Annotated in this window: 7 protein-coding genes; all 7 read left to right on the top strand. The window is 51.3% G+C overall.

The window, feature by feature from the left end; all coding sequences use genetic code 11:
* The first annotated feature begins 291 nt into the window (after positions 1–291).
* The 7 genes from A3844_RS00520 (at position 292) to A3844_RS00490 (ending at position 16,867) form a co-directional block, all read left to right on the top strand.
* Entirely contained in the window at positions 292–1,551 is a 1,260-nt protein-coding gene (locus A3844_RS00520) for an ATP-binding protein (RefSeq protein ID WP_074106273.1), read from the top strand.
* Entirely contained in the window at positions 1,532–7,222 is a 5,691-nt protein-coding gene (locus A3844_RS00515; RefSeq protein WP_244169650.1) for a HAMP domain-containing protein, read from the top strand. Before A3844_RS00520 ends, A3844_RS00515 begins: the two co-directional genes overlap by 20 nt.
* A 481-nt stretch (positions 7,223–7,703) precedes the next feature.
* Positions 7,704–9,989, top strand: coding sequence for a beta propeller repeat protein (locus A3844_RS00510; protein WP_074106271.1), 2,286 nt, complete (start codon positions 7,704–7,706; stop codon positions 9,987–9,989).
* Between the two features lie 150 nt (positions 9,990–10,139).
* The gene (locus A3844_RS00505) at positions 10,140–13,127 is read left to right on the top strand and encodes a glycosyl hydrolase (RefSeq protein ID WP_167374607.1); all 2,988 of its coding nucleotides are present in this window, start codon (positions 10,140–10,142) and stop codon (positions 13,125–13,127) included.
* A gap of 200 nt (positions 13,128–13,327) precedes the next feature.
* Entirely contained in the window at positions 13,328–14,191 is an 864-nt protein-coding gene (locus tag A3844_RS00500) for an ABC transporter permease (RefSeq protein WP_371916078.1), read from the top strand.
* A gap of 49 nt (positions 14,192–14,240) precedes the next feature.
* A complete protein-coding gene (locus tag A3844_RS00495) occupies positions 14,241–15,146 on the top strand; it encodes a carbohydrate ABC transporter permease (RefSeq protein WP_074106268.1) in 906 nt (301 codons plus the stop codon).
* Between the two features lie 29 nt (positions 15,147–15,175).
* Entirely contained in the window at positions 15,176–16,867 is a 1,692-nt protein-coding gene (locus A3844_RS00490) for an extracellular solute-binding protein (protein WP_074106267.1), read from the top strand.
* The last annotated feature ends 61 nt before the right edge of the window (positions 16,868–16,928 follow it).

Below are 16,928 nucleotides of genomic sequence, written 5' to 3'. Positions count from 1 at the left end.
GCAATCAGCAGTACAAAACCGAGAGTCTTTTCTTATAGTACCGCGATCCGGAAGTCGCCAAGATGATGGGCAATTGGAGAGTCGAGCTGTAAACCTTGACCGAGCCGCAAGGCCATTAGCGTTTATCCTCATCTATTAACAAAGGACAGGGCAAGTGCTCCCTGTCCTTTGTCAGTTCATAAGGGTGCTTGCGGAATCTGAGTTTCACCCTTTAAAGATACGGGTATATAACCTATGTTTTTGAAATATAACACGAGAAGAGATTCCAGAAGTTGGAAGGTGAGGAGAGCCATGAATTTTCCAGTCAACATCCTGCTCGTAGACGGTCACCCGGAAAACCTGATTGCCATTGAGGCAATTCTCAGCGGAGAACCCTATCGTTTGGTTCGCGCATATTCCGGGATGGAAGCTTTGCGGTGTTTATTGGAAGAGGAATTTGCTGTTATTGTCATGGATGTGCACATGCCGGAAATGGACGGGTTTGAGACCGCCAGTATCATCCGTACCCGGGAGAAAAACAAATACGTGCCAATCATTTTTATGACGGTCACCAGTAATACAATGGAGCATATCGTCGCCAGCTATTCCGTCGGTGCAGTGGATTATATGACGAAACCCGTTATTCCGCAAATTTTCAAATCCAAAATTGAGGGTTACGTCAGCATGTATGAAGCTAACAAAGCCCTTCAGATACAAAGTGAAATGTTGCAGAAACAAACGAGGCAGATGGAAAAAACCAATCAGGCGCTCAGTAAGGCAAAGGAAGCTGCGGAAATCGCCTCCCGTGTGAAATCGGAATTTCTGGCCATGATGAGCCATGAAATCCGGACTCCACTGAATGGAATCATTGGCATGTCGGATCTGCTTCAGGCCTGCGATTTGCCGGAAGAATACGCTGAGATGGCAGGGATTATCCACAAAAGCGGCAATGCACTGCTCTCTGTCATTAACCATATCCTTGATTTTTCCAAAATCGAATCCGGAAAGATAGAGTTGGAGGAGGCACCCTTTTCCCTTCAGCACTGCCTGAATGAAACCATTGATTTGTTCACGGCTCAAACCAGAGAACGGAATCTGGAAATGATGTTAATGGTTGATCCATTAGTGCCATCTAGCATAAAAGGGGATATGAACCGCCTGCGTCAGGTGCTGAATAATCTTGTAGGCAATGCAGTAAAGTTTACACCTGAAGGCAGTGTATACATAATGGTTAACAAGCTGGCGGAGACGGAAAGTTCGCTTACGCTTGAATTTATGATTAAAGATACCGGGATCGGTATCCCTCCGGATAAAATAAACGAACTGTTTCAGCCATTCTCCCAGCTCGATGCCTCAACCACACGGAAGTTCGGAGGCACGGGGCTTGGATTATCGATCAGCAAATCGCTGGTCGAACTAATGGGCGGTACGATTTGGGTTGAACCGTCGAATGGACCTGGAGCAACGTTCATTTTTACGATTGAAGTCAAACCGCACTATTCAAAAATATATGATGCAAAAGGGGTAGGCTACCGTGAAGGATCAAAACCAAATGAACGAAAAAAACGATGATCAAATTGACGCCGGTGAACTGCTTAACGCCTTAATGGCAATGAAAAAAGGCAACTTCACCTATAGAATGCCCTATGACCGCACAGGTATAGCCGGCAAGGTAGCGGATACGTTTAATGAGATCATGGATATTCAAGAAGGACTAGTCTATGAAGTTCAGACCGTAGCCAAGGTTGTTGGTAAAGAAGGCAATCTGTCGAGAAGATTTGTGCAGAAAAATCTGGGTGGTTCATGGGAAACGATCACCAATTCGCTCAATGGGCTAGTCATTGATTTGATTCAACCGACGAGCGAGATGGTTCGGGTGATTAACGCCGTAGCCAAAGGCGATCTGTCCCAGAAGGTGGAACTGGAAATCGAAGGAAGACCGCTCACCGGGGAATTCCAGAGAACGGCAAGCAACATTAATATGATGGTGAATCAGCTCAGCACCTTTGCCTCCGAGGTTACTCGTGTGGCGCGTGAGGTCGGTACGGAAGGGATTTTAGGCGGCCAGGCAGATGTTAAAGGTGTTTCGGGGACCTGGAAAGATCTTACGGATAGCGTGAATTACATGGCTACGAACCTCACCGATCAAGTGCGTAATATCGCGGCAGTAACAACGGCCGTAGCCAATGGGGATCTGTCGAAGCAAATCACAGTAAATGCACGGGGAGAAATCCTCGAACTGAAAAATACGATCAACACCATGGTGGACCAGCTCTCCATGTTCTCTTCGGAGGTTACCCGTGTGGCGCGTGAAGTCGGTACGGAGGGTAAGCTCGGCGGGCAGGCTGACGTTAAAGACGTATCCGGGACTTGGCGGGATTTGACCGAAAGCGTAAACTACATGGCGTCCAACCTGACCAACCAGGTGCGTAACATCGCGGTGGTTACAACAGCGGTTGCAAATGGCGACCTGTCGAAGAAGATAACTGCAGATGTGCAAGGCGAAATTCTGGAGCTTAAGAACACCATCAATACCATGGTGGATCAGTTGTCGACCTTCGCTTCCGAGGTAACCCGGATGGCGCGCGAGGTCGGTACGGAAGGGATACTCGGCGGGCAGGCGGATGTTAAGGGCGTATCCGGGACCTGGCGGGATTTGACCGAAAGCGTAAACTACATGGCGTCTAACCTGACCAACCAGGTGCGTAACATCGCTGAAGTGACAACCGCAGTGGCTAAGGGCGACTTATCGAAGACGATCACCGTGGATGCGAAGGGCGAGATCCTCCAATTGAAAAGCACCATTAACATCATGGTGGATCAGCTTAGCAACTTCGCCTCTGAGGTAACACGGGTGGCGCGCGAGGTTTCTACAGAAGGAATTCTGGGAGGCCAAGCGGATGTTAAAGGAGTATCCGGCACCTGGAAGGATTTAACGGATAGCGTTAACTTTATGGCCGGTACACTGACCGATCAGGTGCGTAATATCGCCGAAGTGACCACTGCGGTTGCGAAAGGTGACCTGTCCAAGCAGATCACGGTGAATGCGACGGGCGAAATTCTGGAGCTTAAAAACACCATTAACACCATGGTGGAGCAGCTCTCTACCTTTGCTTCCGAGGTTACGCGGGTGGCACGGGAGGTAGGAACCGAGGGGATGCTGGGTGGACAGGCCCAAGTGAAAGGTGTTGCCGGAACCTGGCGCGATTTGACCGAAAGCGTAAACTATATGGCTTCGAACTTGACCAACCAAGTGCGCAACATCGCCGTCGTGACGACGGCAGTAGCGAACGGCGATCTGTCCAAGAAAATCACAGCAGATGTGCAAGGAGAAATCCTGGAACTGAAGAATACGATCAACACGATGGTGGACCAGCTCTCGATGTTCTCCTCCGAAGTTACGCGGGTGGCCCGAGAGGTGGGTACGGATGGGAAACTGGGCGGACAAGCTCAGGTTAAGGGGGTCGGCGGGACCTGGAAAGACTTGACCGAAGGCGTTAATAACATGGCCCGGAATCTGACCGACCAGGTGCGGAATATCGCGGACGTCACGACGGCTGTCGCTAAGGGCGACCTATCCAAAAAAATCACCGTCGACGTAAAAGGAGAAATCCTGGAACTGAAGAATACGATCAACACGATGGTGGATCAGCTCTCGACCTTCGCCTCCGAGGTTACGCGTGTAGCCCGCGAGGTTGGCACGGATGGTAAACTTGGCGCGCAAGCAGAAGTAAAGGATGTCTCCGGTACGTGGAAAGATCTGACCGATACCGTTAACTACATGGCCAGCAATCTGACTATTCAGATGCGTAACATTGCTGGTGTTACAACGGCGGTAGCGAACGGAGACCTGTCCAAGAAAATTACTGTAGACGTAAAAGGCGAACTATTGGAACTAAAAAACACGATCAACACGATGGTGGATCAACTGAATTCATTCGCCTCCGAGGTTACACGGGTGGCCCGTGAGGTTGGTACGGACGGAAAGCTGGGCGGACAGGCCCAGGTTCGCGGCGTCGGCGGGATCTGGAAAGACCTCACCGATAACGTTAACATTATGGCGACCAACCTGACGGATCAGGTACGAGGAATCGCCAAGGTCGTGACTGCGGTTGCGAACGGCAACCTGAAACAAAAACTGACCGTGGAAGCCAAAGGCGAAATCGCCGAACTGACGGATACAATCAACAATATGATCGATACACTGGCGACCTTCGCCGACCAGGTGACCACCGTGGCCAGGGAGGTGGGCGCCGAAGGGAAACTGGGCGGACAAGCAAGTGTGCCTGGAGCAGCCGGTACTTGGCGTGACCTGACCGACAACGTTAACTACATGGCGAGTACGCTTACCACTCAGGTGCGTGCCATCACTAACGTCGCAACAGCGGTAACGAATGGCGATCTGTCACGTGCTATTGACGTATCTGCATCCGGAGAAGTCGCAACGCTCAAAGACAATATAAACGAAATGATCCGGAACCTGAAGGAAACAACCCGAATCAACACAGAGCAGGACTGGCTCAAGACCAATCTCGCCAAATTTTCACGGTTGCTTCAAGGACAAAGAGATTTGTATGCGGTCAGCCGCATGATCCTGTCCGAGCTGGCTCCGCTCGTGTCCATGCAGCATGGTGTTTTCTATATCAATGAACCCGTCGATGGTGAACCGGTCCTGAAGCTGTTTGCCAGCTATGCTTACCAGAGCCGCAAACATCTAGCGAACGAATTCCGCGCCGGGCAAGGGTTGGTAGGCCAGTGCCTAATCGAGAAGCAACGGATCCTGCTTACCAATGTGCCGGGTGACTATGTTGTGATATCGTCCGCTTTGGGAGAAGCGACGCCTCTCAACATCATTTTGCTGCCAATCATTTTTGAAGATCAAGTACTTGCGATTCTGGAACTCGCAACCTTTCGTCCTTACAGCGATATCGACATTGCATTCCTGGATCAGCTTACGGAATCCATCGGAATTGTGATTAACACCATGCAGGCGAACCAGCGTACGGAGGAGCTGCTGATCCAGTCGCAGTCCCTCACCGAAGAACTCCAAAAGCAGCAGATGGAGCTGCGGAATACGAATGATGAACTGGAGGATAAAGCAAAGCTGCTCGTACTGCAGAAAGCAGAAGTGGAGAGCAAAAACCATGAGGTTGAAGTAGCCAAACGTTACCTGGAGGAGAAAGCGGAACAGCTTGCTCTCACATCCAAGTACAAATCTGAATTCTTGGCCAACATGTCGCATGAACTTCGTACCCCTCTGAATTCCTTGCTGTTGCTCGCTGAACAGCTTGCCGAGAACCCGGATGACAATCTTCATGAGATTCAGGTGAAGTTCGCGAAGACCATTCAGGACTCCGGACTCGAATTGCTTAACCTTATTAATGATATTCTTGACCTGTCCAAAATCGAATCCGGCACCATAACGCCAGATTACAGTGAAGTATCTTTGGCGGAACTGACAGATGGGCTGGACCGAACCTTCCGTCATATGGTGGATGCCAAGAAGCTCGACTACCGGATCAAGGTTGATCCCGGGGTGCCGGCTAGTGTCATGACAGACTTTAAACGGCTTCAGCAAATTTTGAAAAACTTGCTCTCAAATGCCTTTAAGTTCACGGAACAGGGACAGATCATGCTTCAGATCCGGAAAGCGGGCGAGGGCTGGCACCCGGATAATGAATCGCTGAACCGTGCCAAAACGGTCATTTGCTTTTCCGTAAGCGACACAGGGATCGGTATCCCCCATGAAAAACAGCAGATCATTTTCGAAGCTTTCCAGCAGGCCGACGGCAGTACGAATCGGGAATACGGCGGAACAGGCTTGGGCCTTGCGATATCACGTGAGATTTCCGAAATGCTAGGCGGTGAAATCACCCTGTACAGTGAAGTGGGCAAGGGGAGCGTATTTAATCTGTACCTTCCAACGGAAGCGGAATTCACAGAACTGGAGCCGAAAAAGACACATGTTCCGGAGGTGATCGATATCACCCCGCCGAAACGCAGAAGCAGTCTGGTTAAAGCAGAGGAAGACGCTTTGATGGATGACAGGGATCATATTGAGCCGGGAGACCGTGTATTCCTGATTATCGAGGATGACCAGAAATTCAATGAAATCATTCTCGATCTTCTCCGTAAAAGAGGCATCAAAGCTGTCATTTCAGCCAGCGGCTATGATGCCCTCGAACTCGTTCATAAGTATCTTCCGATTGCGATTACGCTGGACTTGCACCTTGGCGGGGATTCCAACGGTTGGCTCGTATTGGAGCAGTTGAAGAGCGATATCGATGTGCGGCATATTCCGGTTTGCGTCATGACCGTCGATGAAGATGAGTTGCTCCTGCTGCAAAAGGGGGTTCACGATTACTTCCGGAAACCGGTGACGAACGAGGAACTCGAGAATGCCCTTGATCGTTTGAACCAAGTTGCGGACCATAAGGGCCGCAACTTGCTGGTGGCCATCCATGATGAGCAAGAGCGTAAGCAAATTGTCGAACTGCTAAGCAATCAGAATCTCAAGCTCACAGCAGTGGACACGGGGCGCAAAGCTTTGAACCAGATCAACACCAAAGATTACGACTGTGTAGTGCTGGACAATAACTTACCGGATATGAATCTCATCCGCCTAGTCCGTGACATGTACAAGAACGCCAAAAACAAAAGGGTTCCCGTCGTAGCCCGCCTGAGCAAGAAGTTGACGTCAGAGGAGGAGAAGGAGTGGGATGAGCTCTTTAAAATGGCGGTTATCAAAGAGGTGAAGTCGAATATCCAGTTGATTGACGAAACGACGCTCTTTTTGCACCTCAAAGCGGAGGAGCTGCCGTCCGGTTTAAGGGACAAGCTGGTTAAACGATATAATTCCGATGAAATGATTGAGTATAAGAAAGTGCTTGTTGTGGATGATGACATCCGGAACATTTTTGCACTTACCTCCATTTTGGAACGCCATCATATGAAAGTCATTCCTGCAGAGAACGGCCAGGATGCTATCCATCTCCTGGAACAGACACCTGACATCGATATCGTGCTAATGGATATTATGATGCCGGGAATGGACGGTTACGAAACGACCCGCGCGATCCGGCAGAACGTGAAATTCAAGCACCTTCCTATTCTTGCACTTACGGCGAAAGCCATGAAGGGAGACCGGGAGCTGTGCCTTGAAGCAGGCTGCTCGGATTATATCACCAAACCGGTCAACAGCGCGCAGTTGTTATCTATGATGCGTACATGGTTAGACAAGTGACCCCTTCTAAGTTCTAGAATCAAGTGGAAACGGCTTCGCAGGAGATATGTAAGCTGTTTGGGTGGAAGCTCCGCGAACGAACCGTGGTCCAATCTCTGTTGTCCCCAGATTTTATTTATTCTCCTTAGCGTTGAAAATCCGGGGACAAAGGCGACCGCTGCCGCTTTTACGCAGGTCGTTCCGTCCTCTCCGCTAGAGGAAGATATTCAGAACATCACCTCGTTCGTATCGTCAATGCCTACAATCTATTGAAGCGAGCAGCCATGAACCATTGACATAGAGCAGCGTCCTCCGATGACGAGGAGCGCTGCTCTATTGAATTTTATGCTTATAAAATTGAAGGTGGCTTGTCTCTGCTCGCAGAAAATCCACTTTTGAGCCCCCCATTTTCCATCTTCCTTGCTCAGCAATAGATTTCGTTGCTCGCAGGGATGCACGTAAATCCAGCCTGAAGGTAAGCTTAAGTAGGAGGCAAGGAAGAATGGAGGTAAGGGATGTGGAAGGGAATTCATTCAAACCGGAGCAAACCTGGTCACCGGCTGCGCTGGGCGGGGGCGGCTATATTACAGGGCTGATTCAGCATCCCTCAAAAAGCGGTGTGTTGTACGCCCGCTGCGATGTGGCGGGAGTCTTCGCCAGCATTGACGGCGGCTTCCGCTGGGAAGCACGTAATGCCGGACTCACTAAGGCGTATCACCACCAGGTGCAGAGCTTTGCCATTAGTCCCCATCACCCGGAGGTGCTGTTCCGCTGCTCGGGGGAAGTGCGAAGCCGCAAATTTCACGGCTCGGTTCACAAATCAGACGATGACGGACACACCTGGAGAGAGGTTTGTACAGGCATGGGTTTTTACGGCAATGGGCCGACCCGGATGTACGGTGAAATTATCGCGGTAGATCCTCATCACCCGGGAATTGTAGCTGCCGGGGGCTACACGGGCGGTTTATGGATCAGCAGGGATGAAGGGGAGTCCTGGAAGCAGTCTTCGCTGCCGGAGGAGCGGTTTGGCTGCGTCGCCTTCCATCCCGGTATACCGGGATTACTGTATGCTGGAACCATAAGCGATGAAGATCTCAATATGGATTATGTCGAGACAGACGGCGGCGGGGTGTTGGGACTGCTTCAGGACCCGCCCCGTGGCAAGGCTGGCAGGCTGTATGCCAGCACCGACCTCGGTGAATCCTGGGTGCTGCTGCATGAAGGCCCAAGCTTTGCCGAGCTTGCCTGCGATATCCGGGATCCGCAGCACCTGCGTGCTGCCTGCATCTGGAATGGCATCCTCCACAGTCAGAATGGCGGGCAGACCTGGCAGCCAGACATGACAGGGCTGCTCCAGGATGGGCATAGATACGGTACAGTTGTACAGGATATCCATCACCCGCAGCTGTGGTATACAGCCCCGGATGCCCGGCCTCACATGCAGACCGTTCCGCCGATTCCACTGTATGTATCCGGTCTAGACAGCGGCGTCACTGAACCATGGAAGCTCCTCCGGCAGCATAAGGATGAGAATTTGAGCGGATTTCCAGCCTATATGGATCACTTCGGCAGTGGTTCACGTGCGGAGGCCACGGGATGGGCAATATCCAAAATTCTAGTTGACCGCTTTATTGAAGAACGCCTCTATCTGACGAATTGGTACGGAGTTGCAGTTAGTACAGATAGAGGAAGGACATGGCGGGCTGCACAGTTTCAGGGGCTGGAAACGACCTGCATGGAAGCCGTCACCTCCGCTTGGGAGCAGCCGGGCAAGTTCTGTGTTACGATGGCTGACCACCCTCCGAAGGTTACTGAGGATGGCGGAAAAAGCTTTTGGAATCTCCCGGGTCTACCCGGTTATTCAGGAAGTACTGCAGCTGTAATACCGCGAACATCCCGTCAGAGTTATCTCTACGGACTAGTTGGTCAGGGGCGGACCGCATGTATTGCGCTCAGCCGTGACAACGGAGAGACTGCTTCAGCTGTACTTACATTGAGTCCCGGTCTGTTTGTGCAGGCTTTGCAGGAGGACGGAGTGAATGCAGACACCTTTTATGCGTATATGGATGGAGCAATTGCATCGGGGGCTGGAATCTACCGCTCTACGGATAGTGGAATGACCTGGGAGCAAACTGCTTTTCGCCCTCCTGCCTACATGACGGAAATACCGCATATGAAGAACTGGATTGAAGCCGATTTGCTGTCTGTAGTTGTCTATCAGGTCAAGAATGCCTGCGGGGCCAATCAGCTGCTGGCGGCAAACCCCTTACAAGAAGGCCGGGTACTGGTGGGTGAATGGACCGAAGGGATCTGGGAATCATCCGATAGCGGAGACAACTGGGTATCCATTGGAGCAGGTCTGCCTTTTAAGCGAAGAGGTCTGGGCTCTGTATTGAACGCTGTAGCTTATTCTCCAAGTTACCCGGATACGATATATGCCGGCTTCATTACAGAAGGCTTATGGCGCAGTACGAACGGAGGCCAGTCCTGGAGCAAGCTGTATCCTGCTGAAGTGGATGGGCTCTTTAATGTATCCGCTCTGACTCTAGGAATTGGTGACCATGGAGAGGATCTGATAATCGTTGCCTGTGAACCGATGGTGATGAATGGTACAGACTCTCAAGTGTTGTGCAGCAGGGATGGCGGTGAGAGCTGGGAGGCTTGGAATCAGACAGAGCTGGGGGCGGTTCGCTGGAAAGGAATTGCCCTTGATCGTGCAGGAAAACAGGTGCTCGGCGTCTCCTGCGGGAATGGTGCCTACCGAATACTCCTGAAGGACAAAATATAATTCGGCACAAAAACCGGACATCGTTGCTGCAGCATAGTTTTCGTTGCTGTAGTACCTTGTTGAGTTTTGTGGAAAACGCTTACATTGGAGATGCCGGACGACATTATAGTCGTAATTTCACCGGCTAATGTGAGTGGAGGCCTGATTAAAGTGGTACCACGTATGAGGGGGAAATGGTTCCATGGTTGGCTGGCCGTAGTTCTGATCTTTGCTTCATTACTCGTCCCAAGTGTCCCGGTGCTGGGAGCTGGCGAGAATTTGCTGGGTAATCCCGGGTTTGAGTCGGGAGATACGCTGTGGGAGAAATGGGGAAGTCCGGTGGTGACAACCGCCGAGAAGCACGGTGGCGCAAAAAGTCTTCTGGTTAAGCGCAGTACAGGTGGGGCATCAGCGTCAGTCGCAGTCCAGCAGGGGAAAACCTACCGGGTTGGATTATGGGTTAAGTTTGCTGCTGCTGGGGTCACGAATGCAACGATGGATATGGACATTTTCGGCACGCAGCAATCGAAGGAACAGCTGCATTTCTCGGGTTCTACGGAATGGGAATACCGGCAGCTCCTGTATACACCCGGGCCAGGTGTGCAATATATCCGCTTGTCGTTCTGGAACGGTACGAGTAAGGATTATTATATCGACGACGCTGTCATTCGGGAGAATGTGGATATTGAACGCCCAACGACTCCGGGTGTATGGCAGGCCCAGCATGACTCCAAAGCGCTGAAGCTAACCTGGACGGGGTCCACGGATGATATGGGAGTTGATTCCTACCAGATTTTTTACAAAAAAACAGATGCTGCTGACTGGAGTACCGCGGCTGTCCCTCAACAGGAATCTGTTAACCAGTACACGTATACCCTCAATAATTTGGATCCTTTTTCAGTGTATGCAATTATGCTGCGGGCCAAGGATGTCGCGGGCAATACCTCCGATGCCGTGATGGGACTAGAGGCTACGCCGGGATTTAATCAGGTACCCAATGGAGGTCTGGAGTCTGGACACATCTTTCCATGGTATAGAACAGGGACTGTACAAACGACAACTTATGATCCCTATTCAGGAATGTATGCGCTGAAGCTGAAGAATCTATCCACAGTCAAAACGCCATTACTCCCCGCTAATAGCAACGCTTCTTATCTGGTTTCGTTTTGGAGCAAATTCAATACGGTACTGCCGGGGCCATTCACGGTAACACTGGATGTATATCAAGGTTTCTCTGTAAAATCCTATCCGTTCTATACTAACGCCACAGCAGCATGGTCCCGTTCGGAGCAGCAGATTCAGACCGGCAACGGATTGGCTGGTCTGCAGCTGAGGGGCGCGAATTGGAGCGGCGGAGATATGTACCTGGATCAAGTTTTTATCGGCAAGATGCCTGTAATTCCGACTAACCTTAGTCCAACTGCACCTGCGGGTTTCAAGGCTGGAACCATAGACGGGGTATCTGCAGAGCTGGAATGGGCAGCCTCCACAGGACCCTTTGGAGTGAGAGAATATAAGCTGCTATACAAAAAAGCGGCCGACACCGAGTGGAGCAGCCTGACGGTTCCTTATGTTTCCGGGCAATCACTGTATGCTTACAAGCTGGAAGGACTGTCGCCTGAGAGTCTGTATGACATTGAGGTTAAAGCGGTTAGTGAAGGGACCGCAATCTCTGCCCCGAGCACGCTTCAGTTGACCACCGGCAGGATGGTCCCGGTCAACCCGAACGCTAGCGTTGAAGCGACAGCATTGCTCGACCGGCTCTATGCAACGGTGGGGAAAGCCGTCTACACGGGCCAACATAATTATTACGAAGAGCCCGCGAAATGGTACAACACGGCAGCAGAGCTGACCGGTTATTATCCGGCATTATGGGGTTCGGATTTCGCCTATTATATCGGGGGAGACATAGGCGAGCTGCGCCAATCCATGATTGACGAGGCCATTCTTCAGGGTAAGGCAGGAACCATGGTGACTCTAACCTATCACCAGACCCGGCCTATGGACCCGGCTACCTCCGGCTGGGAGAGTGTCACGGGTGACGTGACAGAAGCCCAAATGACAGAGATTGTCACTCCCGGCACCGCACTGTACAACCAGTGGGCTGCCCAGGTGGATGAGATCGCGGGATATCTGGAGCAGCTACAGGATGAAGGTATTCCTGTATTATGGCGTCCATATCACGAGATGAATGCTGAATTTTTCTGGTGGGGTGCAAGACCGGAGCTGTTCAGGCAGCTATGGCACAACATGTACGACCGCTTAACTAATCTTCATGGTCTGAATAATCTGATCTGGGTGTGGAGTCCGAATGCGGAGAGCTCCTGGGCATACGATTCAACCCCCTATTATCCCGGCCACGATGTGGTAGATGTGTTAGCCATGGACATCTACAACAACGATTACCGTGACACTTATTACAACAAGCTTCTGAAGCTCAGCGGCGGCCGGCCTATTGCTATCGGGGAAAACGGTGAGCTGCCGGATATGCAGATGCTTCGGGAAAAGCAGTCAAGATATGTGTATTTCATGACTTGGTCCCAGTATTTAACCGACAAAAATTCGATTAGCGGTATTCAAGCGCTCTACAGTGATCCGCGGGCGCTCAACAACGGAGAGACCGGAAATGGCCCGTTTATTCCGCCTCCGGTGGACTCCTATCTGATCGATGATTTCGAATCCTATGGTGGCTCGAATGGAAGCCTGCGCTCCAAATGGCAGCGCAATGTCTCGGGCAATGCTGCAACTGTAACACTGGATACGTATCAGCTAAACAGCGGAAGCTATGGGCTTAAGCTGGACTATACGGTTGGCAATCCTGGCTATGCAGGTGTCTACCGCAGCATGGGCAAGGAATGGCCGGGCATGGGAGCGATCTCCTTCTGGCTCCAGCCGGATGGCTCGAACCGTCAGCTGGCGGTTCAGTTTCATGAGACGAACGGCGAAGTCTGGGAAGCCGGAATCAAGATTGAAGGCACCGAGCCAAGGCTTGTAACCATTCCGTTTACGGACTTCGCAAGGCCCGGCTGGTCAACCGGCGGCAACGGGGTCATTGATTTGGGCTCCATTAAAGAGTTCGCCTTCTATGTAGCCCAGGGCAGTGGTACCCAGGGCAGCGGGACGATCTACATTGACGATGTGAAGGCCATTAAGCTGTAATCTGCTCATCATTGCTGAACCACACATTTCGTTGACCACGGTACTGGTTCCTCCTTTCAGAACTGCATAAGATTAAGGTGTAGAGCAAAGAAACAGGAAGGATGACAAACGTGGAAATCGAACGAAAGGTCATTACCAGGGCGAAAGGTAAGCCGCTATCATGGTGGACCAGGTGGTTCAGGCAATGGGATATTCAGCTGATGGTTATACCCGCTATGATGTTTATCTTCGTATTCAGCTATTTGCCCATGTACGGGGTACTGATGGCGTTCCAGGATTATCAGCTGTTCGGCGGTTTTTTTCACAGTCCCTGGGTCGGGCTGAAGCATTTTGAAGCATTCTTCAATTCGCCCGACTTCTGGACGGTCATGCGCAACACCATTGTAATCAGCCTGCTGAAGCTGTGCATCGGGTTCCCGGCTCCGATCCTGCTCGCGCTGATGCTCAATGAGATTCGGCTTATGTTATTCAAGCGGATCATCCAGACTGTCAGCTATCTGCCGCATTTTCTGTCCTGGGTAATCGTCGGAGGGTTCGTGGGATCGATGCTGTCGACTGATAATGGAAGCGTTAACATGCTGCTTATGAGTCTGCATCTCACCTCAGAGCCTATCAGCTTTCTGTCCGTGCCGGAGTACTTCTGGGGGATTCTGGTGGGAACAGGCATCTGGAAGGAGATGGGGTTCGCAGCCATCGTCTATCTGGCGGCAATTGCCGGAATCGACCCGCATCTCTATGAAGCCGCTTCCATTGACGGTGCTGGGCGGTTCAAGCAGATCCAGCTGATCACATTGCCCTGCATCCGGCCGGTCATCATCATCTTTCTCATTCTGGCTGTGGGTAATATTCTGAATGCCGGGTTCGAGGATATCCTGATCTTGGCCACCAATCCGATCCTGCGTGATGTTTCAGACGTAATCGATACGTATGTCTACCGGATGGGGATTTTGAACAACCGCTTCTCTTATGCGGCGGCGGCGGGACTGTTCAAAGCGGTAGTGAGTATTGGACTGCTGGCCCTGGCGAATAAGGCAGCCAGAAAAATGGGTTCAAGTCTATGGTAAGCAACAGTGAAGCAGAACAAATGTGGAGAAGGAAGGCGGGGGTCAGGTTATGATGAAGCTGTCGGCAGGAGACAAATTCCTGCAAGTTATTATATATGCAACGCTGCTGCTGCTGGGCTTCATCACCCTGTACCCCTTCTGGAATTCACTCGTGATTTCCTTCAATATGGGCTCGGACACGGCGCTTGGCGGGATTACGTTCTGGCCGCGCAGCCCAACGCTTGATAATTACGAGGTCGTGTTCCGGGACAGCCGCATCGGCCATGCATTTCTAATCTCCATCATGCGCACCATCGTAGGAACCACTCTATCGGTCATGTTTACCGCCATATTGGCCTACGGACTCTCCCGGCATGAACTGATGGGACGCAAAATATATATGGTATTCTGCATCATAACTATGTATTTCAGCGGAGGACTGATTCCCACCTTTCTACTGCTGCGCGAGTTTGGCATGATGGATACCTTCTGGGTGCTGGTCATTCCCGGGATGATCAGTGTCTACAACATGATTATTTTCAGGACTTTCTTTTTGGGACTGCCGGCGGGACTGGTTGAATCGGCGCGGATTGACGGCTGTAACCATATCGGAGTGCTGACCCGTATCATTTTACCCATCTCTGGTCCTGTAGTGGCTACCCTGTCCTTGTTTACTGCCGTATATCACTGGAATGACTGGTTCTCGGCCAGCATTTATATCAATAATCCCGATCTGATCCCGATTCAGACCCTGCTGAAGCAGATCCTGAATTCCAATATTGTGACAGATCAGCTCCAGAAAGCTATCGGGAGTAGTGCAGCTGCTCAAGACCGGCTCGCCCTCGTGCAGTCGGTAACCAGCAAATCGCTGATCATGGCAACCACCATGGTCGCTACGCTGCCGATTATTATGGTCTACCCGTTTTTGCAAAAGTATTTTGTGAAAGGTGTATTAATCGGGTCGCTTAAGGAGTAGAAAGTGAACATTAGAGAGGGGTTACTCATTTGAAATCTACGAAACGGTACCATCCCTTCAAAGGACGGCAAAGCCATTTCTGCTTGCTGCTGAGTGTTGTGTTGTGTTCGGTGCTTTTGATTGCCGGTTGTGGAGGGGGGAACAATACTGCAGCGCCATCCGCTGATCCTACCAAAGAACCAGCGGCAACGGAGGCAGCAACGGCAAGTGCAAGTCCTGAAGCTACATCAGCCGCTGTAGGAAGCACGGTCAAACCGGTCTCCTTCACGTATTACAGTAATTACGATTGGGATACCACGGAAGAATGGGGAAGGGATTCGACCACCAAGTGGATTGCCGACACCCTCAAGGTCAAGATGACCCCGGTTCAGTCCAGCGGCGCTGCCGAAACCAAGTTCAGCACCATGATCGCCTCGGGAAGTCTGCCGGATGTCATTATGATGGACCGCGGTGCGAATGTCGAGCGGCTTCGTCAGCCCGGGCTGCTGGTACCCTTCGATGATTATCTGGACCGTTATCCTAATCTGAAAAAGAACGCCGGTGAAGCCACGCTGAACATGCTGCGCTCTGAAGACGGCAAGCTCTACCAATTCCCCAACTGGTATACGTCAAGCCCGAATGGCAACGGCGGCTGGATCATTAACCGGAAAATATACAAGGAACTGGGTTCACCGAAGCTGGAAACCTACGATGAACTGTATGCCTACCTGAAGCAGGTGAAGGTGAAGTATCCCGATGTAGTGCCGCTTGAAGTGGGAGCCAAAGGCCGGGGACTTGAGACGATGTACGGCGGATTTGCTGAAAATAAACCATATCTGCCCAAAGCCAATCCGGTGGGTAACACGCTGCAATCGATTTTTGAGGATCAGGTGTTCATCGACAACATGCAGTACGCCAGCAAGCTCTTCCGTGAAAAGCTGATCACGCAGGATCTGTTCACCCAGACCGGTGACCAGATTTCCGAGAAACTCAAGACTGGCCGCGTAGCAGTATATGTAGACGGTGATGTGGTGAACCCTGGACGGGGAGCGGATACCGCGCTGCGTACAACAGACCCTGATGCCGGCTACGATATCATCTGGCCGATTCACAAGGCGGGTCTGGATGCAACCCAAATTACACCCAACAATTACAACTCACTGGGTTGGAACGTGCTGGTCATCACGAAGAACGCCAAGGACCCGGAAGCGATCTTCTCCTACCTCGACTGGGTGACCAGCGAAGAAGGCCAGCGGATTTTGAACTTCGGACGTCAAGGCCTGTATTGGGATGAGTACGATGCAGACGGCGTGCCTATTCTGAACGAGGCCGGCCTGAATACACCACAGGGAGACAAGGACAAGGAAAGAATCGGCCGTTTCAACTGGGTCGGCAACACCACCTTTATTGACCAGACCAAAGCCAAGATGGATGCGCAGCTTCCGGCCGACAAGCAGAACTGGACTACGCTTGCCCAGCAGAAGGTGACCTGGAAGACATCGAAGAACTTCACGGAGTTCGTCAATCTGGACCCGCTGCCGGACTCGGAGGAAGGAACGATTGCTACGGCGGTTAACGATATTTATCAGGAGGTTTTTGCGAAAACCCTGTACGCCAAAAGTGATGATGAAGTTCTCAGCCTCTTAAACAAAGCGAATGAAGACGCCAAAAAAGCAGGCTATGAGAAGCTGCTGAAATTCCAAACCGCGAAATGGCAGGACAATTTGAGCAAGATGAAATAAAGCTAGAGCCAGCCTAAACCGTGGGGTATACTGAATCCAAGTGTACCCCTTTTACTATTAT

The sequence above is a fragment of the Paenibacillus helianthi genome, from assembly GCF_001909055.1.
GTDB classification, from domain to species: domain Bacteria; phylum Bacillota; class Bacilli; order Paenibacillales; family Paenibacillaceae; genus Paenibacillus_AQ; species Paenibacillus_AQ helianthi.
The sequence above is the reverse complement of the archived record's forward strand: the minus strand, read 5'-3'. Positions and strand labels throughout refer to the sequence as shown.

What these genes read in the sequence shown, in the direction of transcription:
- A3844_RS00500 (WP_371916078.1), top strand. Translation starts at nt 13,328, where the DNA reads ATGGTTATACCCGCTATGATGTTTATCTTCGTATTCAGCTATTTGCCC.
- A3844_RS00510 (WP_074106271.1), top strand. Translation starts at nt 7,704, where the DNA reads ATGGAGGTAAGGGATGTGGAAGGGAATTCATTCAAACCGGAGCAAACC.
- A3844_RS00520 (WP_074106273.1), top strand. Translation starts at nt 292, where the DNA reads ATGAATTTTCCAGTCAACATCCTGCTCGTAGACGGTCACCCGGAAAAC.
- A3844_RS00495 (WP_074106268.1), top strand. Translation starts at nt 14,241, where the DNA reads ATGATGAAGCTGTCGGCAGGAGACAAATTCCTGCAAGTTATTATATAT.
- A3844_RS00515 (WP_244169650.1), top strand. Translation starts at nt 1,532, where the DNA reads ATGAACGAAAAAAACGATGATCAAATTGACGCCGGTGAACTGCTTAAC.